Annotated in this window: 22 protein-coding genes and 1 tRNA gene; 4 read left to right on the top strand and 19 right to left on the bottom strand. The window is 41.7% G+C overall.

Annotation, left to right across the window (positions count from 1 at the left end; translation table 11 throughout):
* The 6 genes from QOL44_RS01635 to lgt form a co-directional block, all read right to left on the bottom strand.
* Window positions 1-1155: a 1-deoxy-D-xylulose-5-phosphate reductoisomerase gene (locus QOL44_RS01635; protein ID WP_009060404.1), complete on the bottom strand. Its 1155-nt coding sequence runs from the start codon at window positions 1153-1155 to the stop codon at window positions 1-3.
* A gap of 32 nt (window positions 1156-1187) precedes the next feature.
* A complete protein-coding gene (gene rplT, locus QOL44_RS01630; protein ID WP_009060406.1) occupies window positions 1188-1550 on the bottom strand; it encodes a 50S ribosomal protein L20 in 363 nt (120 codons plus the stop codon).
* Window positions 1551-1585: 35 nt separating this feature from the next.
* Window positions 1586-1801: a 50S ribosomal protein L35 gene (rpmI, locus tag QOL44_RS01625; RefSeq protein WP_048814736.1), complete on the bottom strand. Its 216-nt coding sequence runs from the start codon at window positions 1799-1801 to the stop codon at window positions 1586-1588.
* A 39-nt stretch (window positions 1802-1840) separates the two neighbouring features.
* The gene (infC, locus tag QOL44_RS01620) at window positions 1841-2458 is read right to left on the bottom strand and encodes a translation initiation factor IF-3 (protein WP_009060407.1); all 618 of its coding nucleotides are present in this window, start codon (window positions 2456-2458) and stop codon (window positions 1841-1843) included.
* A gap of 16 nt (window positions 2459-2474) precedes the next feature.
* Entirely contained in the window at window positions 2475-4322 is a 1848-nt protein-coding gene (gene thrS / locus QOL44_RS01615) for a threonine--tRNA ligase (protein ID WP_009060409.1), read from the bottom strand.
* Between the two features lie 105 nt (window positions 4323-4427).
* Window positions 4428-5267, bottom strand: a complete 840-nt coding sequence (gene lgt, locus QOL44_RS01610) for a prolipoprotein diacylglyceryl transferase (protein WP_009060411.1) — start codon at window positions 5265-5267, stop codon at window positions 4428-4430.
* Between the two features lie 198 nt (window positions 5268-5465).
* Between lgt and QOL44_RS01605 the strand changes: the two genes are divergently transcribed.
* Window positions 5466-5642 carry a hypothetical protein gene (locus QOL44_RS01605; protein WP_009060413.1) on the top strand — a complete coding sequence of 59 codons (177 nt, stop codon included), beginning with the start codon at window positions 5466-5468 and terminating at the stop codon, window positions 5640-5642.
* 158 nt (window positions 5643-5800) lie between these two features.
* On the opposite strand, the gene cimA is transcribed toward QOL44_RS01605, so the two are convergent.
* Window positions 5801-7390, bottom strand: a complete 1590-nt coding sequence (gene cimA, locus QOL44_RS01600) for a citramalate synthase (protein ID WP_009060415.1) — start codon at window positions 7388-7390, stop codon at window positions 5801-5803.
* Window positions 7391-7488: 98 nt separating this feature from the next.
* On the opposite strand from cimA, the gene hpf reads away from it, so the two are divergent.
* Window positions 7489-7827 (top strand): ribosome hibernation-promoting factor, HPF/YfiA family, encoded by a 339-nt coding sequence (hpf, locus tag QOL44_RS01595; protein ID WP_009060417.1) that lies wholly within the window; start codon window positions 7489-7491, stop codon window positions 7825-7827.
* 149 nt (window positions 7828-7976) lie between these two features.
* Here the strand turns inward: hpf and QOL44_RS01590 are convergent, their stop codons facing one another.
* The 11 genes from QOL44_RS01590 to QOL44_RS01540 all read right to left on the bottom strand — a co-directional run bounded on the left by QOL44_RS01590 (window position 7977) and on the right by QOL44_RS01540 (window position 19434).
* A complete protein-coding gene (locus QOL44_RS01590) occupies window positions 7977-9707 on the bottom strand; it encodes a M3 family oligoendopeptidase (protein ID WP_009060419.1) in 1731 nt (576 codons plus the stop codon).
* Between the two features lie 13 nt (window positions 9708-9720).
* Entirely contained in the window at window positions 9721-12135 is a 2415-nt protein-coding gene (locus QOL44_RS01585; RefSeq protein ID WP_009060421.1) for a glycosyltransferase, read from the bottom strand.
* Window positions 12113-12862 (bottom strand): DUF2334 domain-containing protein, encoded by a 750-nt coding sequence (locus QOL44_RS01580; protein WP_009060423.1) that lies wholly within the window; start codon window positions 12860-12862, stop codon window positions 12113-12115. Before QOL44_RS01580 ends, QOL44_RS01585 begins: the two co-directional genes overlap by 23 nt.
* Window positions 12863-12894: 32 nt before the next feature.
* A complete protein-coding gene (locus QOL44_RS01575) occupies window positions 12895-13620 on the bottom strand; it encodes a hypothetical protein (protein WP_009060425.1) in 726 nt (241 codons plus the stop codon).
* Window positions 13604-14836 (bottom strand): glycosyltransferase, encoded by a 1233-nt coding sequence (locus QOL44_RS01570; protein WP_009060428.1) that lies wholly within the window; start codon window positions 14834-14836, stop codon window positions 13604-13606. Before QOL44_RS01570 ends, QOL44_RS01575 begins: the two co-directional genes overlap by 17 nt.
* Before the next feature lie 1106 nt (window positions 14837-15942).
* Window positions 15943-16028: transfer RNA gene (locus QOL44_RS01565), tRNA-Leu, on the bottom strand.
* A gap of 122 nt (window positions 16029-16150) precedes the next feature.
* Window positions 16151-16630 (bottom strand): c-type cytochrome, encoded by a 480-nt coding sequence (locus QOL44_RS01560; protein ID WP_009060434.1) that lies wholly within the window; start codon window positions 16628-16630, stop codon window positions 16151-16153.
* Between the two features lie 72 nt (window positions 16631-16702).
* Entirely contained in the window at window positions 16703-17245 is a 543-nt protein-coding gene (locus QOL44_RS01555) for a methylamine dehydrogenase light chain (RefSeq protein ID WP_009060435.1), read from the bottom strand.
* Entirely contained in the window at window positions 17242-17898 is a 657-nt protein-coding gene (locus QOL44_RS01550) for a thioredoxin-like domain-containing protein (RefSeq protein WP_009060437.1), read from the bottom strand. Before QOL44_RS01550 ends, QOL44_RS01555 begins: the two co-directional genes overlap by 4 nt.
* Complete coding sequence (locus QOL44_RS01545) at window positions 17891-18433, bottom strand: MauE/DoxX family redox-associated membrane protein (RefSeq protein WP_009060438.1); 543 nt, start codon at window positions 18431-18433, stop codon at window positions 17891-17893. The genes QOL44_RS01550 and QOL44_RS01545 overlap by 8 nt, the downstream gene beginning before the upstream one ends.
* Before the next feature lie 5 nt (window positions 18434-18438).
* Window positions 18439-19434, bottom strand: coding sequence for an amine dehydrogenase large subunit (locus QOL44_RS01540; protein ID WP_009060441.1), 996 nt, complete (start codon window positions 19432-19434; stop codon window positions 18439-18441).
* Window positions 19435-19827: 393 nt separating this feature from the next.
* On the opposite strand from QOL44_RS01540, the gene QOL44_RS01535 reads away from it, so the two are divergent.
* Window positions 19828-20421, top strand: coding sequence for a hypothetical protein (locus tag QOL44_RS01535; protein WP_009060442.1), 594 nt, complete (start codon window positions 19828-19830; stop codon window positions 20419-20421).
* 49 nt (window positions 20422-20470) lie between these two features.
* Here the strand turns inward: QOL44_RS01535 and QOL44_RS01530 are convergent, their stop codons facing one another.
* The gene (locus QOL44_RS01530) at window positions 20471-20854 is read right to left on the bottom strand and encodes a heme biosynthesis protein (RefSeq protein WP_009060444.1); all 384 of its coding nucleotides are present in this window, start codon (window positions 20852-20854) and stop codon (window positions 20471-20473) included.
* Between the two features lie 134 nt (window positions 20855-20988).
* On the opposite strand from QOL44_RS01530, the gene QOL44_RS01525 reads away from it, so the two are divergent.
* Window positions 20989-21429 carry a hypothetical protein gene (locus tag QOL44_RS01525; protein WP_009060446.1) on the top strand — a complete coding sequence of 147 codons (441 nt, stop codon included), beginning with the start codon at window positions 20989-20991 and terminating at the stop codon, window positions 21427-21429.
* Window positions 21430-21595: the final 166 nt, after the last annotated feature.

Here is a 21595-nt window from a genome sequence, read left to right as displayed (position 1 = left end):
CTAACTTCTTTTTTTTATCCATTCTCTTGCAGCCATTCTTGAAAGCTCATCGGCTTGGATAATTTCTTCTAGTCCTGGATTCTGTATCTGCCGGTGGGTATCAAGAATATAGCTCACGCACTCCCATATTTGAGAGAAAGAAATTTTACCTTCCAAAAATGCTTCCACCGCCACTTCATTAGCAGCATTCAAGGCACACGGATAAGTTCCGGCAGCCTCTCCAGCAAATCTTGCCAGCCTAAGAGCAGGAAAACTTTTGTGATCAGGAGATTCGAATGTCAAGGTTCCAACTTCATATAAGTTTAATTGTCTTACGGGGCTAGGCAGCCTTTCTGGGAACGTAAAAGAAAACTGGATAGGAAGGCACATATCGGAATGGCTCAGCTGTGCTATTTGAGAACCGTCACAGAACTCAACTAAAGAATGCACAATGCTTTGTGGATGAATGACGACATCGATCTGAGAATAAGGAAGAAAGAAAAGATGATGGGCTTCGATCATCTCAAGCCCTTTATTGAAAAGGGAAGCCGAATCAATTGTGATTTTCTTACCCATTTTCCATGTGGGATGATTCAAGGCTTCTGCGACAGTCACTTTTTTAAGCTGTTCGAGCGTATAGCCTCGAAACGGTCCTCCAGAAGCAGTGAGAATAATCCTTTTGAGGGCCCGGCAATCTTCGCCTCGAATGCACTGGAAAATCGCGCTATGCTCACTATCCACAGGAATGATCTGCACATTTTTTTCTCTTATCCTTCGCATCACGACTGATCCAGCCATCACAAGAATTTCCTTGCTGGCAAGAGCGAGGAGAGCTTTCTTATCTATGGCCCTTAAGGTTGGCTCAAGTCCTCCAGTCCCCACAATAGCAACAAGCACAATATCGGCCTCTACCTCCTCTATAAGCTCGTTGAGACTGTTTGGGCCCCATAATCCCTTGGATGTTGCCAACTCATTGAACCATTCCGGTTTTGAAGAAGCTTTCCACAAAGCAAAGGCTTTGGGTTTAAACTCATGACACTGCCTTCGGAGTAATTCTGATTGAGTCCCTGCCGCAAGACCAACTATTTCAATACGTTCCGAAAGCTTTCTGGCTACTTCCAGAGCACTCCGCCCAATCGAACCAGTCGAACCTAGAATGACGACTTTTTTCCTCATGAAAGGAAGGAAAGAGCAATTCCTTAATATTTTTAACTAGCAGATTTCCCTTCCTTAGCCACCTCTAAAAACCTGTTGAAATCTTCACTAGATCGAACAGCCAGTTCTGCCAGCATTTTTCTATTCATTATAATTCCAGCCTTCTTTAAAGCCTCCATAAACCGACTATAAGTTAATCCACTGTTTCTGCAGGCAGCATTAATGCGTTGAATCCACAGAGCACGAAACTCTCTTTTTCTGGTTTTCCTATCCCTATAAGCCCAATACCTAGCTTTATAGAGGGCATCCTTGGCATATCGAAAAAGTTTACTCCTTCTCCCACGAAACCCACGCGCACTCCGTAACAGTCTTTTGCGTCGTTTACGAGATGCTACTGAATTTGTTGCTCTTGCCATATGCTTTCCTCCCTTCGTCTCTTAGCACAATCCTTTTAGCGATTAGAAAAGGGGAGGCTTTCCTCAATTTTTGTTCGATCCGAACTGTCTACTAGTTTTACTGAGCCAATTCTTCTCATTCTTTTCCTATTTTTCGAGGATGCCAGATGCCGCCTCCCTGCACCATGATAAAGAATTTTACCGTTTGCCGATACTTTGAATCTTTTTGCGACAGATTTTTTTGTTTTTCTTCGAGCTATAGGTTTGGGCATTTTTATTTACCTCCACACTTTAATCCCCTTTAGGACTTTTTAAGTTTTATCCTTTTCTTCTTGTGGTTTTTGCTTACTTGTTTCAACCTCAGAGAGGTTATACTTTAGCAGTCTTTTGTTCGCTGGTAAAGGAATAAAAGTAAGGGAAATATTTCTTCCCGCCAGTTTCGGCTCCTGATCCGTCTGGCCGACGTGTGCTAAGTCTTGAATCAATCTTTTCATCAAATTCAATGCTAGATCCTGGTGTGTAATTTCTCTGCCTCTTAAAAAAAGATTGAACTTTACTTTCATTCCCTTCGCCATGAAAGCTTCAGCCTGTTTTAATTTTATGAGAAAATCATGCTCATTGATATTCACATGGAGCTGGATTTCTTTGAGTTTTGTCGCCCCTTTTTTTGAATCTTTCTCTTTTTTGGAAAGTGAATATTTATATTTCCCATAATCCAGGATCTTACAGACAGGGGGATTGGCATGAGGCGAAACCTCAACAAGGTCCAACCCTTGCTGTTGAGCCCTTTGCTGCGCTTCATGAATGGGAAGGACACCTAAAGATTTCCCCGTCGAATCGATCACGAGCACTTCCCTTGCCCGAATAGCATTGTTTATCCTAACGAATGGTTTTTTGCTGTTATGTTGAAAACGAGATGAAGGATGCACAGTATATATAGTCTTCTTAGATTCTTCGCTCTTTATACTCAGTTAAGAGGAGAGAAAGAAATGCCTCTAGTTCCATCTCTCCAAGATTCCCTTTCTTTGCGGTTCTTACCGAAACTGTAGACATTTGTTCTTCTTTTTTCCCAACGATTAGCATATAAGGCACTTTTTCAAGTTGTGCAATACGAATTTTTGCTCCAAGTGTTTCATTTTTTCTATCTAAAGTAACCCGAAATTTATGCTGTTGCAAAAGCTCAGTCACCTTTTGGCCATAGGGGACAAATGCATCGGAAAGAGGAATAACCCGCACCTGTTCGGGAGCCAACCAAAGCGGAAAATGCCCTTCGAAATGTTCGATCAAAATGGCAAGAAATCTTTCCATCGATCCAAAGGGAGCCCTATGAATCATTACAGGACGCTCTTTATTGCCATCTTCTCCAACATAGGAAAGAGAAAAGCGCAAAGGCAAGTTGTAATCCAATTGCACAGTTCCCAGTTGCCATAATCTTCCAATAGCATCTTTGACAAGAAAATCGACTTTCGGCCCATAGAAAGCGGCTTCTCCTAGTTCCTCAACAAAGTTGATACCCGAATCTTCGGCAGCTTTCCGTAGATCCCTTTCAGCTTTCTGCCAACTTTCTGCACTTCCCACATACTTTTCTTTATCTTCTCCCCTTAATCCCAATCTTGCTTTGGCATCCGTCAGCCCCAGTTTTTCCACAACGACTTTTACAAGCTCCAAACAGCTTAAAAGTTCTGCTTCCACCTGACTTTCCATACAAAAAATATGCGCATCATCCTGAGTAAATCCCCGAACCCGAGTCAGCCCTGAAAGCTCTCCAGACTTTTCAAATCTATAGACAGTGCCAAATTCAGCAAGACGTATGGGCAAATCTTTATAGGACCGTGGCTTAGAAGAAAAAATCCGGATATGCATGGGACAATTCATTGGTTTTAAAAGATAGCCACTAACCTCACCTTTTTCTAGCCGATTGGCCAATTCTGCACAACTCATCTGTTTTTGCTCATATTCCTTAAGCTCAGCAGGCTCGAGGATCGGAGGAAATTGAGAGTCTCGGTAATAAGGATAGTGGCCAGAAATCCTAAAGAGATCTAATGAGCCAATGTGAGGGGTATGAACCAGCTGATACCCTCGCCTTTGCAACTCTTCAGTCAGAAAGACTTGAAGTTCAGCCCGTATGATTGCTCCTTTAGGAAGCCACAGAGGAAGACCTGGTCCCACCTCCTCGTCTATGAGGAAAAGTTCCAGTTCTTTGCCAAGCTTACGATGATCCCTTTGTTTAGCGGCTTCCAGTTGCTTCAGATAAGCTTCTAGTTCTTTTTCTGAATAAAAGGCCGTTCCATAGATACGTTGGAGTTGTGGGTTTTTTTCATCCCCTTTGTAATAAGCACTAGAAACATGGGTTAGTTTAAATCCCTTTATCAACCCCGTATTTTCAACATGCGGACCTGCGCAGAGATCGATAAAATGATCATTTTGATAGAGTGTAATTGGCTCATCTTCCGGAATCGAGGCAAGGATATCCAGTTTATAACGGCTTGGAGTAGCTCTTTCAGATAAGGCCCCCAACCTGCCCTTTAAAGCTAATTCTCTAGCCTCTTCTCTTGAGACTTCAATTCTTTTGAAGGGCTGTCTTTCTGCAATAATACGACGCATCTTTTCTTCTATCAGTGGAAAATCCTCTGGGCTAATCCGGTGGCCTAATTCCACATCATAATAGAATCCTCCTTCCACAGGAGGTCCCGCTGCCAATTGTGCTTCTGGCCATATTTCTAAAATGGCCGTTGCTAATACGTGGGCAGCAGAATGACGCAACTTTTCCAATGGATTCATCTTTTGTGTCATTTGTTCTTTCTTACTGCTTTTTTGATACACTCCAATACACAAACAATCCTGGCTTCAGGACTAATATTTGCCAGCAGCATTCTCTAGCATAATTAATTAACATAATTACTGTTTGCTTACGATCGATTCTTTCTCTGTCTCTACTAACCACTTTTTTCTCATATAGAAAAGAATAAAAGAAAGCAGCAGAGTCAGCAAAGAGAGAAGTTGACCCTGTGTGAGAAAACCAAAATAGTAGCCAATGTGCGCATCGGGTTCTCTAAAACATTCGCCAAGGATCCGTAGCAAACTATAAAAGAAAAGAAACCCAATCGAAACCAAGCCCGTGGTTTTTACATGCAAGCGGATATAAGTTAAGACGCCAAAGAGCACAACCCCTTCTAGGAAGGCTTCATAGAGCTGCGAAGGATGCCGAGGAACAGCCTGTCCATTGACCAAAGGTGCCTCTGGAAATATCACTGCCCATGGAAGGGTCGTCGGCCTTCCCCACAGTTCTCCATTTATAAAATTAGCCAGTCTTCCAAAAAAGATGCCTATAGGCGCACACCATGTGGCAGCATCAGCGATTTGGAAAAAAGGAATGTTCCATTTGTAGGCAGCTATGCTAAGGACGATCAGCACCCCTATGATACCACCATGGCTTGACATCCCCCCTTTCCATATTTCAAAAATCGACCAGGGCTCATGGATGATGTGAGTAAAATCGTAAAGCAGGCAGTACCCAAGCCGACCACCAATTAATACGCCTCCAAGGGCAATCCAAAACACCAAATCATCCACTTGACGGATAGAAAGCTTTAGCCAACCCCTTTTTCTCTGCCATCTTAATCCTATCCATAGAAATAAAAAACCAAGGGCATAAGCTAGTCCATAATATCGAATACCGATCCCCTCAGAGAATTGAACAAGAAAAGGGCTTAAATGATGAATGTAATAAGCAATCATTCGTTTTTATAGGTAGAACGAACTAAAACATGAATAACATTTTATAGAAAAGACTTTGACTTCCATTGTATTTATTACTAAGATCACTGCAAATTAGCAATCTATAAAGTGCTTGCAATATATATGCTTAAATTTAGCGAAGGGTAGGGAATCTAAACGGTGGAAAATGATTGAAATGTTAACAAGGAGGTTATTGAAATGAAAAATATCACTAAAATATTGTTTGTAGTCATGTCTTTGAGTCTTGCCTTTGGTCCCATTTGCGGCATTGCAAAGCCCAAAGCCGAACAAGTTCAAGACGAATCGAAACCTGAGAAGAAAACAAAGAAACATAAAAAAGAAAAGAAAGAAGAGAAAAAAGAAGAGAAAAAGTGATTTAACTCTTTTTAAACCCACCCCGTTGTGGAGTTGCAGCTTAGCTTTTTCCCCACTGTATAGATTTTACCCTTCGCCATTTAAGCATTTGGTCCCACAGGCTCTGCCACAGCCTACTATCGTGCCTTGCCCTACAATTTAAGCACGAAAAATGGCTATTATCCATTTTCAGTTTTTTTCAATAACCAGTATTCTATACTATCGAAGAGCGCCAGCCAGGAAGCCTCAACAATATCATGAGAAACGCCTACGGTTGACCAAATCTCTTTGCCATCAGTTGATTCAACCCATACGCGAATCGAAGAAGCCGTTCCTTCCGTTGAATCAATAATCCGTACTTTATAGTCTTCCAGCCGGAGCTGACCGATAGCAGGATAAAATTTTACCAATGCCTCACGCAAAGCTCTATCGAGGGCATGCACAGGCCCATCCCCCTCAGCGACCGTGTAGACCCTTTCTCCATGGATGGATATCTTTATGGTCGCCTCGCAGACTTTGTAATTCTTTGAAGGCAGTTGTCGGATCGACACATGATATTCTAGTAAATGGAAAAAGGATGGATAAGGAGAAAGGAGTTTACGCAGAAGCAAGGCAAAAGAGGCTTCCGCTGATTCAAATTCATATCCTTTGGCTTCCAACTCCTTAATTTTATTAAGCACCCGTTGGATATTAGGATTATTCTCTTCTAAAGCAATTCCAAGCTCCTTTGCCTTAAGAACAATGTTGGATTTACCAGAAAGTTCTCCAACCAGAATCCTCCGATGATTTCCAACAAGAGCTGGATCAATATGTTCATAGCTTCTTAGTAGTTTCTGCAAGGCATTGACATGCGTCCCCCCCTTATGGGCAAATGCAGATCTACCAACAAAAGGCGCCTTCGGATTGGGGCGCACATTCGCAATTTCATCGACAAATAAAGACAGTTCTCTTAGTTCTTTGAGTTTTCCATCTGGAAGAACTTTTTGTCCCATTTTCAGTTCAAGATTCGCGATAACAGATATAAGATTACAGTTCCCAGTTCTTTCCCCATAACCATTGATTGTCCCTTGGACTTGACGTGCTCCAGATTTTATTGCCCAAAGGGCGTTAGCAACGGCCAGCTCTCCATCGTTATGCGTATGAATCCCAATAGGCACCTTACAACTCGAACAGACCTCAGAGGTAATTTGTCCAATTTCCCATGGCAAGCTGCCCCCATTGGTATCACAAAGCACGATGAAATCCGCCCCCGCCTCCTCGGCCGCTTTAATGCATTGGAGGGCATACTCCTTATTCGATTTATAACCGTCAAAAAAATGTTCGGCATCAAAGATAACCTCTCGGCCGTGGGATTTTAAAAATTGGACAGAGTCTCGGATCATCGCAAGATTTTCTTTTTCAGAGGTCCTCAACACTTCTAAAACATGCAGCAGCCAACTTTTCCCAACGATCGTTACCACAGGGCTTTGCGCTTCCAACAAAAGCCTTATCTGTTGGTCTTCTTCTACAGCAAGCATGGCCTTTCTGGTGCTACCAAAAGCAGCAATCTTTGCTTGTTTTAAGTTCAAACTTTTTACCTGACTAAAAAAAGAAAAATCCTTAGGATTACTGCCTGGCCATCCTCCTTCTATATAGGCTATGCCAAACTCATCCAACCTTTTAGCAATTCGAAGCTTATCAGAAAGAGAAAAGTGAATATCTTCTCCTTGTGCTCCATCTCTTAAGGTCGTGTCATAAAGCACCAATTGATTTGTTGCAGCCGTATGCATAGTAGAAAAATAATCTTCTCACAAATTGGAGAGAAAGCAAATAGGATTTGATCTGGACAATATGTCAAAAAAAAAGATAAATTATCAGAATGCAAATTATGATTTCATCACCAACCTTAAAGTTGACCGATGCACTCCACAATCATATCGAATCGAAATTTGAAAAATTAACCCGAATCAACGATCGGATTCTGTCTGCCCAATTGAATATCCATCATGAACCTTCTAAGGCCGACATTAGCCATCAAGCTTTTTGTATAAAAGCTAGATTATACATTCCTGGTAAGGATATTGTCGCAGAAGATCGGGGGCATGATCTGTATCAAGCGGTCGATCTTATAGTCGATCGGCTAGCTAGACAGCTCCGTAAAAGGAAAACTGATTTAACGGACAAATCGAGGAACACAACCAGAGAGTTTAAAGAAAAAGAAAAATAACCCTTCTTGAGCAAACGAGCTCAGCGACAAAGGCAGAGAACGCAGTGAGTAGTAGTGAGTAGCAGTAAGTTGCTCACTACTACTCATGGCAACGAGCCAAACCTCAAAAACAAGCAAAGCAGGAATTGTTCTGGGAGGGATTGGCAATTTTATTCCCTCAACCGCAACCATTCCTCTCTAGCCGCCTCTACTAATGGTTTTAGTGTGGGAGCGCTAAAATCAAAAGGCAGTCCAGCCGCCTGGAACAGTTCCTTCAGGGGTCTTGAGCCTCCTAGAGACAAAGCATAAAGGTAGCGATCAAGAGTGGCTTTTAAATCCTTTTTGGCTGCCAGCCAAAACGCCAAAGCCCCGATTTGGGCAATTCCATACTCGACATAATAGAAAGGCACCTCGAAAATATGGAGTTGCCTCTGCCACAAATACCGACGGGCTTCCTCATATCCCCTCCAATCCACCGTACCACCGAACCTATCCATCAGCTGCTCCCAGATTCTTCCTCGCTTTTCCCTACTCTTGTCTGGACTTACATACAGCTCCTGTTGGAAACCATCCACAGTCGCCATCCATGGGAAGAAAAGAATAATGCCTTCAAAAAGTTTGCGATTCGCTCTTTTTAGTTCGGAACTGGAATAGAATTCATCCAGATACGATGCAGCAAAGAGTTCCATGGACATGGAAGCCACTTCACAAAACTCTAGAGGAGCTGAGCGGTAATCATAGAGAAACTGATCCCTGCAGGCTAGGGAATGAAATGCATGTCCAGATTCATGGAGAAGGGTTTCTAAATCCCTATGAGTCCCCACCGCATTCATAAAAATAAAGGGGAGCCGAGCCAAAGGAAGCGTGCTCTGATAGCCGCCTGGGGCTTTCCCTTTTCTATTTTCTAAATCAATCAGGTTTTTTTCTCCCAATGTCTTGTAAAAATTCCAGAGGCGGTTATCTATCCTCTTGAAAATATTTCCTACCTTTTCAAACAGTTCCTTCCCATTATGAAAAGGCCTTAAAGGAGGAGCTCCTTCTGGATCGACCGATAAATCCCAAGGTCTTAATTGGTCCAAATTCAAGGCGTTTTTTCTCCACTCTTCGATCTCTTTTTGCAGAGGCAGTACAACCTCTTCTATCGCTTTACCTAATTTTAAACAGTCTTCTGGTGTATAATCAAAGCGTTGATATTTTTGAAAAATATAATCTCTATAGTTCTCAAAACCCGCCGAGGCAGCAATCTGTGAGCGGATAGATAATAACTTATCAAAAATTTCATCAAAAAGCTCTTTTTTCTCTAACCTCTTATGAGCTATGGTTTCCCATACCCTTTTTCTTTTCTCCCTATCCTGCTCTTCAAGATACCGGCTCAATTGAACTAGCGTATATTCTTTACCTTCATACGAAGCTGTCAGGCTTGCAGAAATCTTCTGATATTGCTGGCAGAGCTTTTCCTCTTCGATTTCTCTGGCTACGTTCTCTTCTCTATATATGGAAAGCTGGCTTAATACCGATCTTTTAAAAACGTTGTAAGACTCCTCCAGTTCTTTAAAAAAAGGGTTTTCAACTAATTTCTTTAAAATCGCAATCTGGCGCGGTTTTCTTAATGGATCAACCACGGTGATGATATAGAGATATTTTTTTTCTCTTTCTTCATCATCCGTCTGACAAGTCATCGAGATATACCGAATGGCCCTTTGCTCATCGAGTGCTTCCCTCAGTTCATCATAATAACCAATCCACCGCTTAAGTTCTTCCAAGCTCTTTACATTTTTAAGTTCGTTCTCAAGCCTATCGAATAGCTGGTGGAGAGTGTTCTCTTCGAGTATATCTTGGCCAGGTTCAAGAAAACCCAAGGATTTGTAAGGAGAAAGATTCAAAGCCGTTGTACCGTTCATAGTGAGCTTCTTTTTAATCTTCGATTTTAAATATTTTCCAAAAATTTTGAAAAGCTGTGTTCCAGTTTCTTTCTTGTTTTATCTTCTCTGCCATTTCTAGCTTTACCTTCCATGAGAGTGGATTATCCAAGTAAAATTCAATGGCTTCAGCCCACGCCTTAAGATCCTTTCCTTTACAGACTTTCCCAATATTCAGCGCACCGACTAGCTCTGAAGGCCCCCCAACATCTGAAACGATGGCGGGCACACCCGAAGCCATCGCTTCAAGCACCACATTTCCAAAGGTATCCGTGGTACTCGGAAAGACAAACAGAAAAGAAGAGGCATAAGCTTTACTCAACTCTAGGCCTGTCAACACCCCAGTAAACACAGCGTGTGGCAGCAACTTTTGGAGCTCCTGTCTAAATGGCCCCTCGCCGACAAAAGCTAGAGTAAATTGTTTTCCTTTGTTCCACAAATGATGGGCTACGTCGGCGAGAAAGGCAAGTTCCTTTTCTTTTGAAATCCTTCCTACATAAAGAATCACTGGCTCTTTAGCCTTATATTTTTTCCAGAACGCTGGATCATAAAAGGAAGGACTAAACATATCCACATCAATGCCTCGAGGGAAAAGAGAAAGTTTTTCAGCAGGAACACCTCTTTGAATCCAGCATTTCTTATAAAATTCGGTGTTAACCAGAATTTTATTCAACTGACCGTAGAACCATTCCATATATTTCCAAGTCAGCGTCTCCATCCATGAATCATCACTGAGAAAACGGGCATACTGAGGGAAATCGGTATGATAGATACCTATCATTGGAATCTTAAGCAGTTTTCCAGCTAAGAGGGCGCATAAGCCGACGGGACCAGGGGTACTAATGAGCAGATGAGAAAAATCCTCTTTCTTTATATAATCGATTATTTCAAGAATGGGGGGAAAACTTAATTTTTGAAGTTTATATTCTGGAATTTCGAACTCGCCTATCGGCTCAAAATTTTGTACAGGAATCTCCAACTCTTTGAGGTTGCTTCTTGAAATGACCAGCTTCAGTTGTGCTTTCGCTTGGAAAGCTGTTTTGGCCATAGCTTGTATGGTTCGAGCCACCCCATTGACATCATCGATCGTATCAGTAAACCAACCTACTTTGACCTCCGAAAGCTCCGCTGGTAGATGATCCAGATAGTCCTTTGCCAATTTTCTTAAGAAAGCTTTGTCGGTGGACTGTTCGTTAAAAGCCCAGAAATAAGGAAGCACGGCTAAACCTAGCGGGAAAAAGCCAGCTAGGGACTGGAAAGCATCCAGAAAATCCCCTTTTTCTAGCCTTGTGACGAATTGAAGGAAGAATCTATAAGAAAGCTCGTTTACTATTGTAGAAGCTATGCGAAACGAACGACTAATAGGGCTTTCCTTAGAATGAACAATAGCATCGAGCATGTCTTTGGTTTTCGAATCAGTCAAAAAATCAATGAACTGCTTGGTTAGGGTCAGCCCATCCGTTATCCTAACATAATTAAAGGCCTGGCCAGTACGAATTGCCTCAGCAAGGTGTCCAATTTTTTCTGCAAAAGAAAAGGCGGTTGGATTCTGTCCTTTGACAAATCTTTCGGCAATCTTTCCAATTAGCTCAGCAGTTAAGGGAGCCGTCTGCTTAAGACGGCTCTGAGCGAATTTAAAGAAAGTATTGTAAAATCCGGTGGAGACCTTTAATGGATCCCCTGGCTCCCCCTGGACCCTTCCCTTTCCAGAAAAAAGGGAGTTGAAGAAAGTGTCAACACTTTCAGCTCCTTGTACTTCCGTCCAGGCTGACCCAACCGAAAGCCCTCCATGGTCATTGGAGCCGCCAATAAAAATCTTTTCATGCGCGTTAGGAACTAAGGGCATAAGGCAATGCCGCCTGGAGAGTTCTTCGATGCGTTCAGGAGTCAATGCGTTTAAACAGAGGGTGAGGATTTTCTGAGAAAGAGGTTCTAATGATCCGTTACAGACTTCAAATCCTTTAAAAAGAAGGACCATTTTTTCAAAATGGTCCACGGTAAGTTTGCCATTGACACTTTTTAAAGGATGCGCTACCGCATGGGGAATATTCCTTTTAAGAAGATAGCTGGAAAGCTCGTAGACATTCGAGGCTAGTTCTTTAAAAATCTTGAAATCACTCGGTGGAAAGTGCCAAATCAATAGATGGATCTCACAACCATCAGGGAAAAAGGTGGATAATTCTACCCCCATAAATACATCCAAATGCCTTTCCATCAGCTCAAGACATCCCTCAATCCGATTATGATCGGTAATAGTTTTCCAACGCATGCCTTCCTTTTGCAGCTTCCCATGAAGTTCTTGAGGAGACGTACAGCTTTGAGGAAAACCTATCCTTCTTAAAATCCATTCTGAAGGCCTATCTGAATACTTTGAATGAAGATGCAGATCAACTTTTGACCAGGCTTCCATAGGTCTCCGGATGCATTCCAACTTCAAGAAAATCCTTGATTATTTTTTCAACCTGCTTCCAGATTGCTGGATAATCACTATCTTCTGGATGCAGCCCTACACGTACATAGCGTTTTTTACTTAAAATATTTCTCTGTTTTAGCCAGCTGTTCCACACAATGGAAGTAGCCCGGCGCCAGGCCGATCTATTGGACCAGCAATGAGAAAATGAAAAAATAGAAGAAGTTGATGGATTTTCAAATAAAATAATGCGATCAATCGCTACCGTATACGCATAACCTACTTCCGGAAGCCACTTTAGCAAGGGAGAATCAAAAAGCCATCCTGGGGCAATGAATCCTCTAGTGGACCATCCAAGGCTCATAAACATTTTTTTTGCTTCCTCTAGCCGCCTGAAAGCCACTTTTTTTTCAATACCTAAGAACTCAGCTTCTTGCTGTGTATAAATTCGTGTCCAGAATAACTCAGAAAATTTATCTGTTCTACCCATCCTGTCGTGATAAAAACCATGGACGATCGTTTCGTCTCCTAAGCTAGCACAGGTACTTATCCACGAACAAAAACTGGGATCTTCGACAATCGATTTTTTATGATGATAAAAGGGAACGATGAGTAGCCCTACTTTTTCGATTCCCCATGCAGCAAGAGCCTCTCTTTGTTTCTCAATTTTTTTTCTGTTCATGGGATATACATCATGAAGAGTGACAAAAAGTAGGTTCTCAGCCATATCACTAAATCAATAATAGAGGGCTTTCCTCTTTACTTCGAATAGAGCAAAGGCCTTTTCTCTAAGTCTTTTACCACTGTAAAAAGAAAAATCTTCGAAGGATAATGCTCTTTATATTTTGTGACTTCCATGCTATTGATCACCTCAAATCCGAACCGACGAAAAAGAGCCGGCTTTCGTCTATCCCCAAAGACAACAATCTGGCCATAGACTTTTCGATGCCCTTTAGAAACTAAATAAGCCAAAAAACTATCTATCAGTCTGCGTGTCGTGTTCGGGCTTTTGACTGACTCTAACAGGTTAATATGAAAATGGGGACAATCTTTTGGAGCTGGTGGGGTCTCCCTCCATCCTCTAGTGAGCACCCACTGGATATATTTTTTGGTTGCAGCATTATAGGGCTTAAAGAAATAACGGTAGAAAGCCTTAAAGAACAGCAAAGGATCATACAACAGATGATACCAAAATTTCAATCTAGGCTTGCAACAGCCGATAAGATACCCAACCACTTTTCCATTCCTTTCGCACACAAAGGCCGACTCCGGTTCCATGTCTGTATAGTAACGGGTAAGAAAATCGGCGAACAATTCTCTATCCTCAAATACTGGGTCAATAGGCTTCCCTAGGAAGCCAGTATCCGCACAGATAGTTCTAAGTGCTTCCCTATCTTTGCAACAATATTTGCGAATGATCACTTTGTCTGTTGGATCAGAAGGCTCGATGTTGTCGGTAGCTACTTTTTTAGTGGTGAGATTCATCGACGACTTGGCTTTGCAAACATTCTATAATACTCGGCTTTTCGGGCTCAGGAATTTCTCCATCAATCGCTTTCTGATAATACCCCCATAACTTGTCAAAGACCTGAGGCCATCCATACTTTTCTCTAGTTTTCCTGGATAATTCGAGTCCTAGCTTTCTTAAGTCTATTGCCTGAAAAGCTTTTATGGCAGCAGCAAAAGCTTTTGGACAATTTTTTTTCGGCCAGTATTCTAGCCCTCCTTCAATCTGCTCCTCCATATTCGTCCCTTGAATCCCGATGACAGGACACCCACAGGATTGGCTTTCGATAGTAACCAGACCAAATGTTTCGACGATGCCAGGATGGACAAATAGATCTGCACAGCGATAACTACGGCAAAGATCGTATTTTGAATCAATATAAGGAATCCATGTTATCCTTTGGTTCCTCCGCTTAACCTCTAACACAAGGCTTCTAAGAGGGCCATCTCCAACAATTAATAGCCAATAATTGCTCCCAGCTTTCTCTTCAAGAAGACAACGAAAAGTTTCAAGAAGTAAAACAAGATTTTTTTCTTTGGAAAGTCTCCCAACATAAAGGAGAAGGAAAGCATCAGAAGGAATGCCCAAGTGCTCTCGCCAGCTTTCATCCTTTGGACCAGGACAGAAAATATCTGTATCTACCCCTAAGGGCAGAGGAACAGAATTAGCTAATCCCCAACTTCTAAGAAGCCCACAGAGTTTATAAGAAGGGACAATGGTCAATTTAAATTTTGAAAAAAGTTCGAGGATATAGCTTTTTGAAAAACTTCTAAACATTTGCTCCAACAGCCTTCCCCCGTAGCGAGAAAAAGTTCTAAGATAGGCTTCTGGGAAATGGCTATGATAAAAGCCAATCACAGGAATTTTAAGCCTTTTTGCCTTTCTTAAGACAAACCATGCTAATTGGTAGGGATCCCCAACTTCGATAATATCCGGTTTTATCTGTTCAAGAAGCAAGGATAGGGCCTGCAGGTTGAGCATCGCTCTGTATCTGGAGGTCTTATCTAACCTGGGAGACTTAATGGTAATGATATGGACCAACTGTTCTGAATAATGAGAGTCTTTTTCTCCAGGAACAATTAAAAAATGCTCGTCTTTCCCAAAGCGTCGAATATAATCCTGTTTTTCAGAAAGATATCGTTTTACTCCCCCACTGCGAGGCGAATAAAACTGCGTTATATCGCATATTTTCATCTATTTATTTTTTTCTTCCTATCCGATACTCATTACACCTTCTCCCAATAGAAATTTGCTTTTCCACCTCTCTAAATGAGAGTCATATAATGTCCGTAATAGGAAGAAAGTCCATTACAAATCCATAGAATAATAGTCTGATAAAAAAATTTTTCCATCCTATATATATTGTTTTTTTTTGAATAGTTTTTATGACTTTATTCTATATCCTCCTAATCTAAAGCTCTTCCTAAAACATACTCTAGACTTACTTACGTCTGCTCCATATTCTTTCCTTTCGCCTTGGTTTTGAACTGGGATGCTTCGGGGATTGCCAAGCCCGTTGCATTCTCTGGGCAATCGGGATAGTATTAGGGAGTCATCTTGGCAATCAAAGAGGGTATCTTTCCTGTGCCTAGAGCCATCCGTCCCGGAATAGTTCTTCTCATCGATTTCTCAATCCGGCAGTAGCCCGCTATTAGGGATAAACCTCTTCAAAAGCATCGCATGCAGCCGTTCCCGCGGCTTCCACAGGCATATTCTCCCGATCTCCAATCTTTTTTTTGAGGTGGTATGCACTAACCCTATCCGCATAGCTCATATGCCTACCATACCGGCCTACAAACTTGTCCCCCCAGGCAATTCTTCAGATAGACCTACCCACATCGCAGACAAAGCCAGAGAGCTATAGGCTGGATGGACCCTCTCAAAGGCACCAGAAATTCTATGCGCTCTTAAAACACGCCGCTGCGCATTGGTAGGGTGCGCCTGGAATGCTCTTTACTTGGAGCATTCTCATATATATGTGGAGATCCTCAAGAAACAAGTACAGAAGCTCTTCGTAGAATAAGAAGAGAGCTTAGGTTTGTATTTATTGGCCGCTCTATGTCCGCCTGCCCCTTGCACAAACGAGGCCGGCTGCTTTTTCTTCCCCTTCTGCCCAGCGCTGGAGACTTTTGTGTCGGCGCGTGTGCGGTGTTCTCATCACCCTTCGCTACTGCCTGTGTAGGCTCAGACCGATCAGCGCGCCTAACCTCTTCGGCGAAGATAGGTTTGCCATGCAGGCATTTAACTAGATTGGCATACCAATATTAATAACCATTCCTTACTCTTATCGTAGAAAAAACTGCCCTCGGCGGGACTCGAACCCGCACGAACCTATTCGGTTCACAGGATTTTAAGTCCTGTGCGTCTGCCATTCCGCCACGAGGGCTATGAAGAAGTTCTTCTCTGAGGCTATTTATTTTGCTTTTATACCCAATCGATTACAACCAAAATTTCTACAAAAGGCTTTGTTCATGTATCAAAACTAGTTTTTCCAAAATCTATCTCTTTCTATTTGATACTTTTTGTATTGAATGTAGCGTAGCGTTGCCAGGACTTGATTAAGATGATTTTTTCTGGAAGTGTTTGCAAAATCCTTTTTCTTGCCTCGTCAATATCGAGCAAGGGTTCTTTTCTTGCAACCGCAACTTCTTGAGTCGTGTATTTTTGAAATTTTCTTTTCGTCTGACCAAAATTCAGAATAAGCCAGTTTAACAGCTCTGCAAGTGCCTCATCGGGTATGGAAGAAAAAGCAACCCCAGGCACTTGGATTACATATTTTCTGCCCTCAGGGCTTAGAAGGAAAAAGTCGATCGTTTGAGCAATTTGAGGAGCGACTCCAGCGATTCCTTCTCCTTTTAAGCCATGACAGCCTGCACAGTGAAGGAAATATAATGCCTGTTCTTGTGGCATAGCTAACAACATTTCTGAGGAAATGAGAAAAAGAGCTAAAGCAGATAAAAATACCACTGGCAATAAACTTCTAGCCATATTCCTATGGAAGATTCGATGCCATTTAGCAGGGCATGATCGAAATAGCAAAAAAGAAGACATTTTTCCTATTCATTCTTTATGAAAATCCTGAGCTAATCCTAAGATGGAGGCTCCTGTACAATGATACATCATATTCGGTGCTCCAAAACACCAGATCGTATCGTTATTCCGGTTGATTTGATAAACAGGCATTTCTGTTTCATTGGTTTGCTGACAGTAGCACCTACCGCAGGCTCCCTTTCCACAGCAATCCCTATACGAAATCAGATACTGCTTGCCATCCAGCGGATTTCTGCAGCTTCCGACCCAGTGGGTTGGAGAAGGGAATGTTCCCGGTGGGCACGCCGTGACTCCTCCACCGCAACAGCTGCAAAGAAACCCATCGATGCTGCAATACCTCCAGTAGGCGCAGGAAGACTCATTGTTTGTCTTCTCTGTCAGCTCCTTCTCTTCTGGAGCTGTGCTTTGGCTTTGGGTGCGTTCTATGGGAGCAGGCAAGAGTTTGCAGGCTGCTCCCAAAAATAAAGCCAAAGAAGTCAGAAACCCACGCCTGGAACCACGTAGGGCAAGGCGACGAGACCAGAACTCGACTAGCCGATCGATCCAATTCATGCTGGTTGATTGGTGTTTTTGAAGTCTTGGGATCTCGAAAAGTCTTTTTTGGAAAGGGAGAGCTTTAGGTTTTCCTTTGATTCTTCTCCCTGTTTTTGAACAGGATGGAGCAATCCTTCTAGCTGCTCTAAATTGTTCACAAGTCCTTTTGCCATAACTTTTCCTTCTGCGTCAAGATAAATCGCGTAGGGAAGAGCGCTCACTCCAAAGGCAACCCCAAGCTCTCTTGAAAGGACATAGGGGAATGGGGATAAGAATGTGGAGGCTCTGTACTGTTGATGGGCAGCAAGATTTTCTCCATCACTGGCAAAGATTATATCTAGATTGTTGAGTGACCGACTCAAAGAAGCGACTCCAGGTAGAAGCTTCTTACAAATTGGACAAGAAGGAGAAACAAATAAAAGAAGGCTATTTTTTTTCAAAGGATGTTCCCCTCCGATTCGTACTGGCGGCCGATTCTGATCCAGGTCTTTTAATTCAAACAATGGAGATTTTTCTCCAACCTTGATTCCCCCCTGAAATGACAAGGCTCCTAGCGGGGCGATCCTTTCGTGAAGGATGCCGATCTGTCGAGCAAGTGCAAGAAGAACGAGGGCTAGAAAGCCGATCGCCACCCACGACAGAATAAGGGAAGCAATAAGCAGTTCAGTCATAAAGCATCTTTTTTTTCAATAAAGGTAGAGAAGCATTGGTAATGATTTGGTTCCAACCTGAAAAAATGACGAAAAAAATAGTGCCCATCCAGAAAGAAAATACTCGCTCCCAGAATGTGGGGAACCGCAGAGCTGAAGGAAGAAGATAGAGAAGGACCAAGATACCGCACAAAATGATATTTCTAACAAGAATCATCCATGAGGAGACCTCTTTGGAATGGCCAAAACAGCCGCAATCGATCTTTTTGTTTCCTCTAAGAAGATTAACCAAAATAGCTATTGAGAAGCTTATTAAAAGGATCAGTGCAAAAGATGCACTAGCTTGTGTGGGGATAGAAAGAAAAGAGCCAGCCACTCCAATTTCAGAGAGGATAATGAGGATCGATAAAGGAACCACAAGGTATGTTGGCAGCAGCCTGTAGCTTTCCACGGATCGAGTAAAAGGAGAAAAATGGAGGATCTTTTGGATGGCAGAATACAGAAAAAGGTCAAAGAAAAAATACTCAATGGTATTTTGGAATATGGGAGTGTTCATTTTCTTCAGCCATCATATCCTATAAGTAGAAGCGCTTCTTCTCCTAATTCTTCTATCTCTGCAGTTTTAGTTCCATTACGAAGATCATAAATATCCAGATAGGCTTTGCGACATAGACCGCAGAGTAAAGTTTCTTCTTTGGCTACAATGCGAATGGAATCTACCGGTCGATCTAAAGCTATTTTTCTTTTGACTACCCCATCATCCCTTCCAATTTCCCAAACTTCGGTGCCACTATCCTTATGCTTTCCCTTAGGTGCTTTGTGCATAAGAATATAAAAATGTCTTTCTTCTGGATCGCAACTCAAAAGCTGCCAGCCACAGGGCCTCCAACCACTACCAGAAGCTATATTCCATTTTTGTTCCCACGTTGCGCTTAATCCAGAAAGACTCAAAGACCAAAGCATCCCTTCATAGGAAACGAAATAGTATTGGTTTGCGCTTTTGAGATATACCCCATGCTCGAATATAGGATCTGCCAAGGAAAAACCGGGGAAAATACGTTTTTTTTCTTCTACCTGGCCTGCTTTGTTTAATGAAAGAAGTAGTAGGCCTCCATCCTGTCCAATCATTGCAAAACGTCTGGTTTCATAAGGATAAAGCAAAACATAACCGGGGGTGGGAATTTCCTTAACGAGTCTTTGTTGGTGAAGATCGACAACACTAACCGAACTAGCTGGGCTAATATTGCATACAAGAAGAAAACGGTTATCCCCACTCAATGCTTGAGTATTTTTTTTAATCACACAAAGGAAGCGTTTTGGGGGGATTTCTATTTCGTGGAGGACCGAAAGATTTTTCGTATCATAGACAGTGATGACGTCGGTTCTAATGCCTCTTGTTCCTCTACTATAAAATGTTTCTACAGCGTAGAGAAACTTACGGTCGGAACTAAGGACTATATTGCCCATGTAGCCAAGATCGATCATTCCAAGAACTTTTTTCTTTGGGACATCGATTAAAAAAGCCTTCCGATTGGCTACAGTAAAGAGCTGATCCACTGAAGGTTGAGGAAGAGAAACAGTGGTGAAGGTTTCTATAGCAAAATCCTTTCTCCTGTATAAGATCCCTAATATACTCCTAGGCTACGTAATGGACCCCTTTCTCAATACCTAGGAATCTGTGAGGCATGTTTCGTTCTTTAATGCTTTATCTAAAACTACTAGCTGCCTTCCTGATATAGGATGGTTTCAATCGAAGCCATCCTCCATATTCTTAAAACAATTTTTCGTTATGTCAAAAATATCTTATCGGAAAATCAATGCTTGCTTTCTACTTCCTGAGCTAGCTCAGATCTAGATGCACATCCTATCCTAAGGCTAGCTTCACTCCAGCTAAGCGAATAGAAAAAGATTGCATTCCATTAAAATATTTGGCAAATAATCAAACCCAGTATGGGTTCTAGATTCTCGGTTTATATCCTTGTTGGTGCTACCGTTTTTCTTTCTTTCGGTAGAACAGAGTCGCTTTTAGCAAAAGCATCAAAGGAGCCTTGCAAAAAAATTAAATGTTTTACTCCTCTAGGTCCAAATGGCGTCATTATTAATAAAAAAGAATTTGAATCGTCTTTACCAAAAAGAAGGAAAACATCAGGGGGAATGTGTGCTCGGGTAGTCCGCACTTGTATTGAAAAACTTATTGGCAGACCATTAGATCGAAAGGATTATGCCAAGGAATATGGGGAGGCATTGGTCAAAACAGGGTTATATAGAGAGCAGTCTCCAAATTCACAGCCAAGGGATTTCGATGTCCATATTCTTTATCCTAGGAAAAAAAGTCATTACGGACATATGGAAATCTATTACAAGGGAAAATGGTATTCAGATTTTTATCAGCAAGCTTCCCTTTGGCAACTTTGGCCAAAGGAATATTCGAAGGTGAAGCTTTACCGGCTTGCCTATGAGAGAGTGGTTATCCCACCACAGACCCCCCCCTCGCATAAAAGAAGCAAGCCTTCGACTCGACTCGCACAATCTCCTGTGTACTAATTTGTGTGGGTTCAAGCTTGCTTCTTTGACCTGCTAAAACCACAATAAACTACTGATTTTTATTATCTTTTGTTTTATTGAAAAAGGGAGGATTTTGAAAAAAATCTTTTATATCTTTTAGCAATGCGTCAGCTTTGGCTTTTGTAAAATCTGAACTTAATTCTGCTCTTTTCTTTTTCAAATCGTTTAATCGCCTCTGATCTTCTTTTTTTGTTTCTCCCTCTTCTTTTGAAATTTGAGCTTCAAGCTTGTGGATGGCAGCATCGAGTTCGGAAAGAGCGGCTTGTGCTTCTTCTCTGTTTTCTTTTGTCGGATTTTGCTTGTATTCTTCAATTTTATTTTTTGCAAAAGAAGCTTGTTGCTCTCCAGTGCATCCGCCTAAAGAAAGGAAGGGCAATACAAGGAAGAGAAATATTTTCCAAAAGAAGGGCATCGAACTTATATAGTGTTTTTGGGTTTACTATATCAAGGAAGAAAGAGCAACAGGAAGTATCGATTTTAGAAAAAAAATTAAAAGACGCTTTTAATTATAATTTTATTTAATATTATGAAAGTAAGGAACAAATTATGAAATCGTTTTTAATTGATTCATATAGCATCGAATTTATTTGTATAGGCATTATTAGCTGTGCTGTTCTCTTCTTGGGGGTTAGGTGGTATGTGGAACATAGGCTTGGGTCTTTTAAAAAACAAATCGATTTTTTAAACCGAACATGGACTGAAAATCTTAAATCTGAGAGTTCTCAGGATGAGATTCAGTATCTTATGAAATTAGTGCTTGAGCGTATTGACCAGCTTGATCTCCACCTTAATGAGCGGTTTGATAGAATCGAGCAGAAATTAGAACAAATCGACAGAAAGCTGTCTGCCATTCAACTTATTCAAGCAGAAGAAGAAGAAGATTTTTTTGAAGAAAACTCCAATACGGCAAGCGAAGATTTTGAAAAGGACACAAAAAAATACCGGTTTCGTGGCGAGGATGGTCTTTTCCCCTTTGGTCTTTCTTAAAACTCTTTTTTTTAGGAAAGCAGACTACTGGATAAAAGATGAGGCCTTCTCCCTTTATAACATTTTTTAATTAGCAAGAGTGTCATTTTTTAAGAGATAGATTTTTGGCTTTAGATATTGCTATCAGATACCAGCCGACGAAGCAAAAAGCGCTTCAATTTATATA

The sequence above is a fragment of the Candidatus Methylacidiphilum fumarolicum genome (assembly GCF_949774925.1).
In the GTDB taxonomy this organism is placed as follows: Bacteria; Verrucomicrobiota; Verrucomicrobiia; order Methylacidiphilales; family Methylacidiphilaceae; genus Methylacidiphilum; species Methylacidiphilum fumarolicum.
Note: the sequence above shows the minus strand (reverse complement) of the source record. Positions and strands in the feature narration are given on the sequence as shown.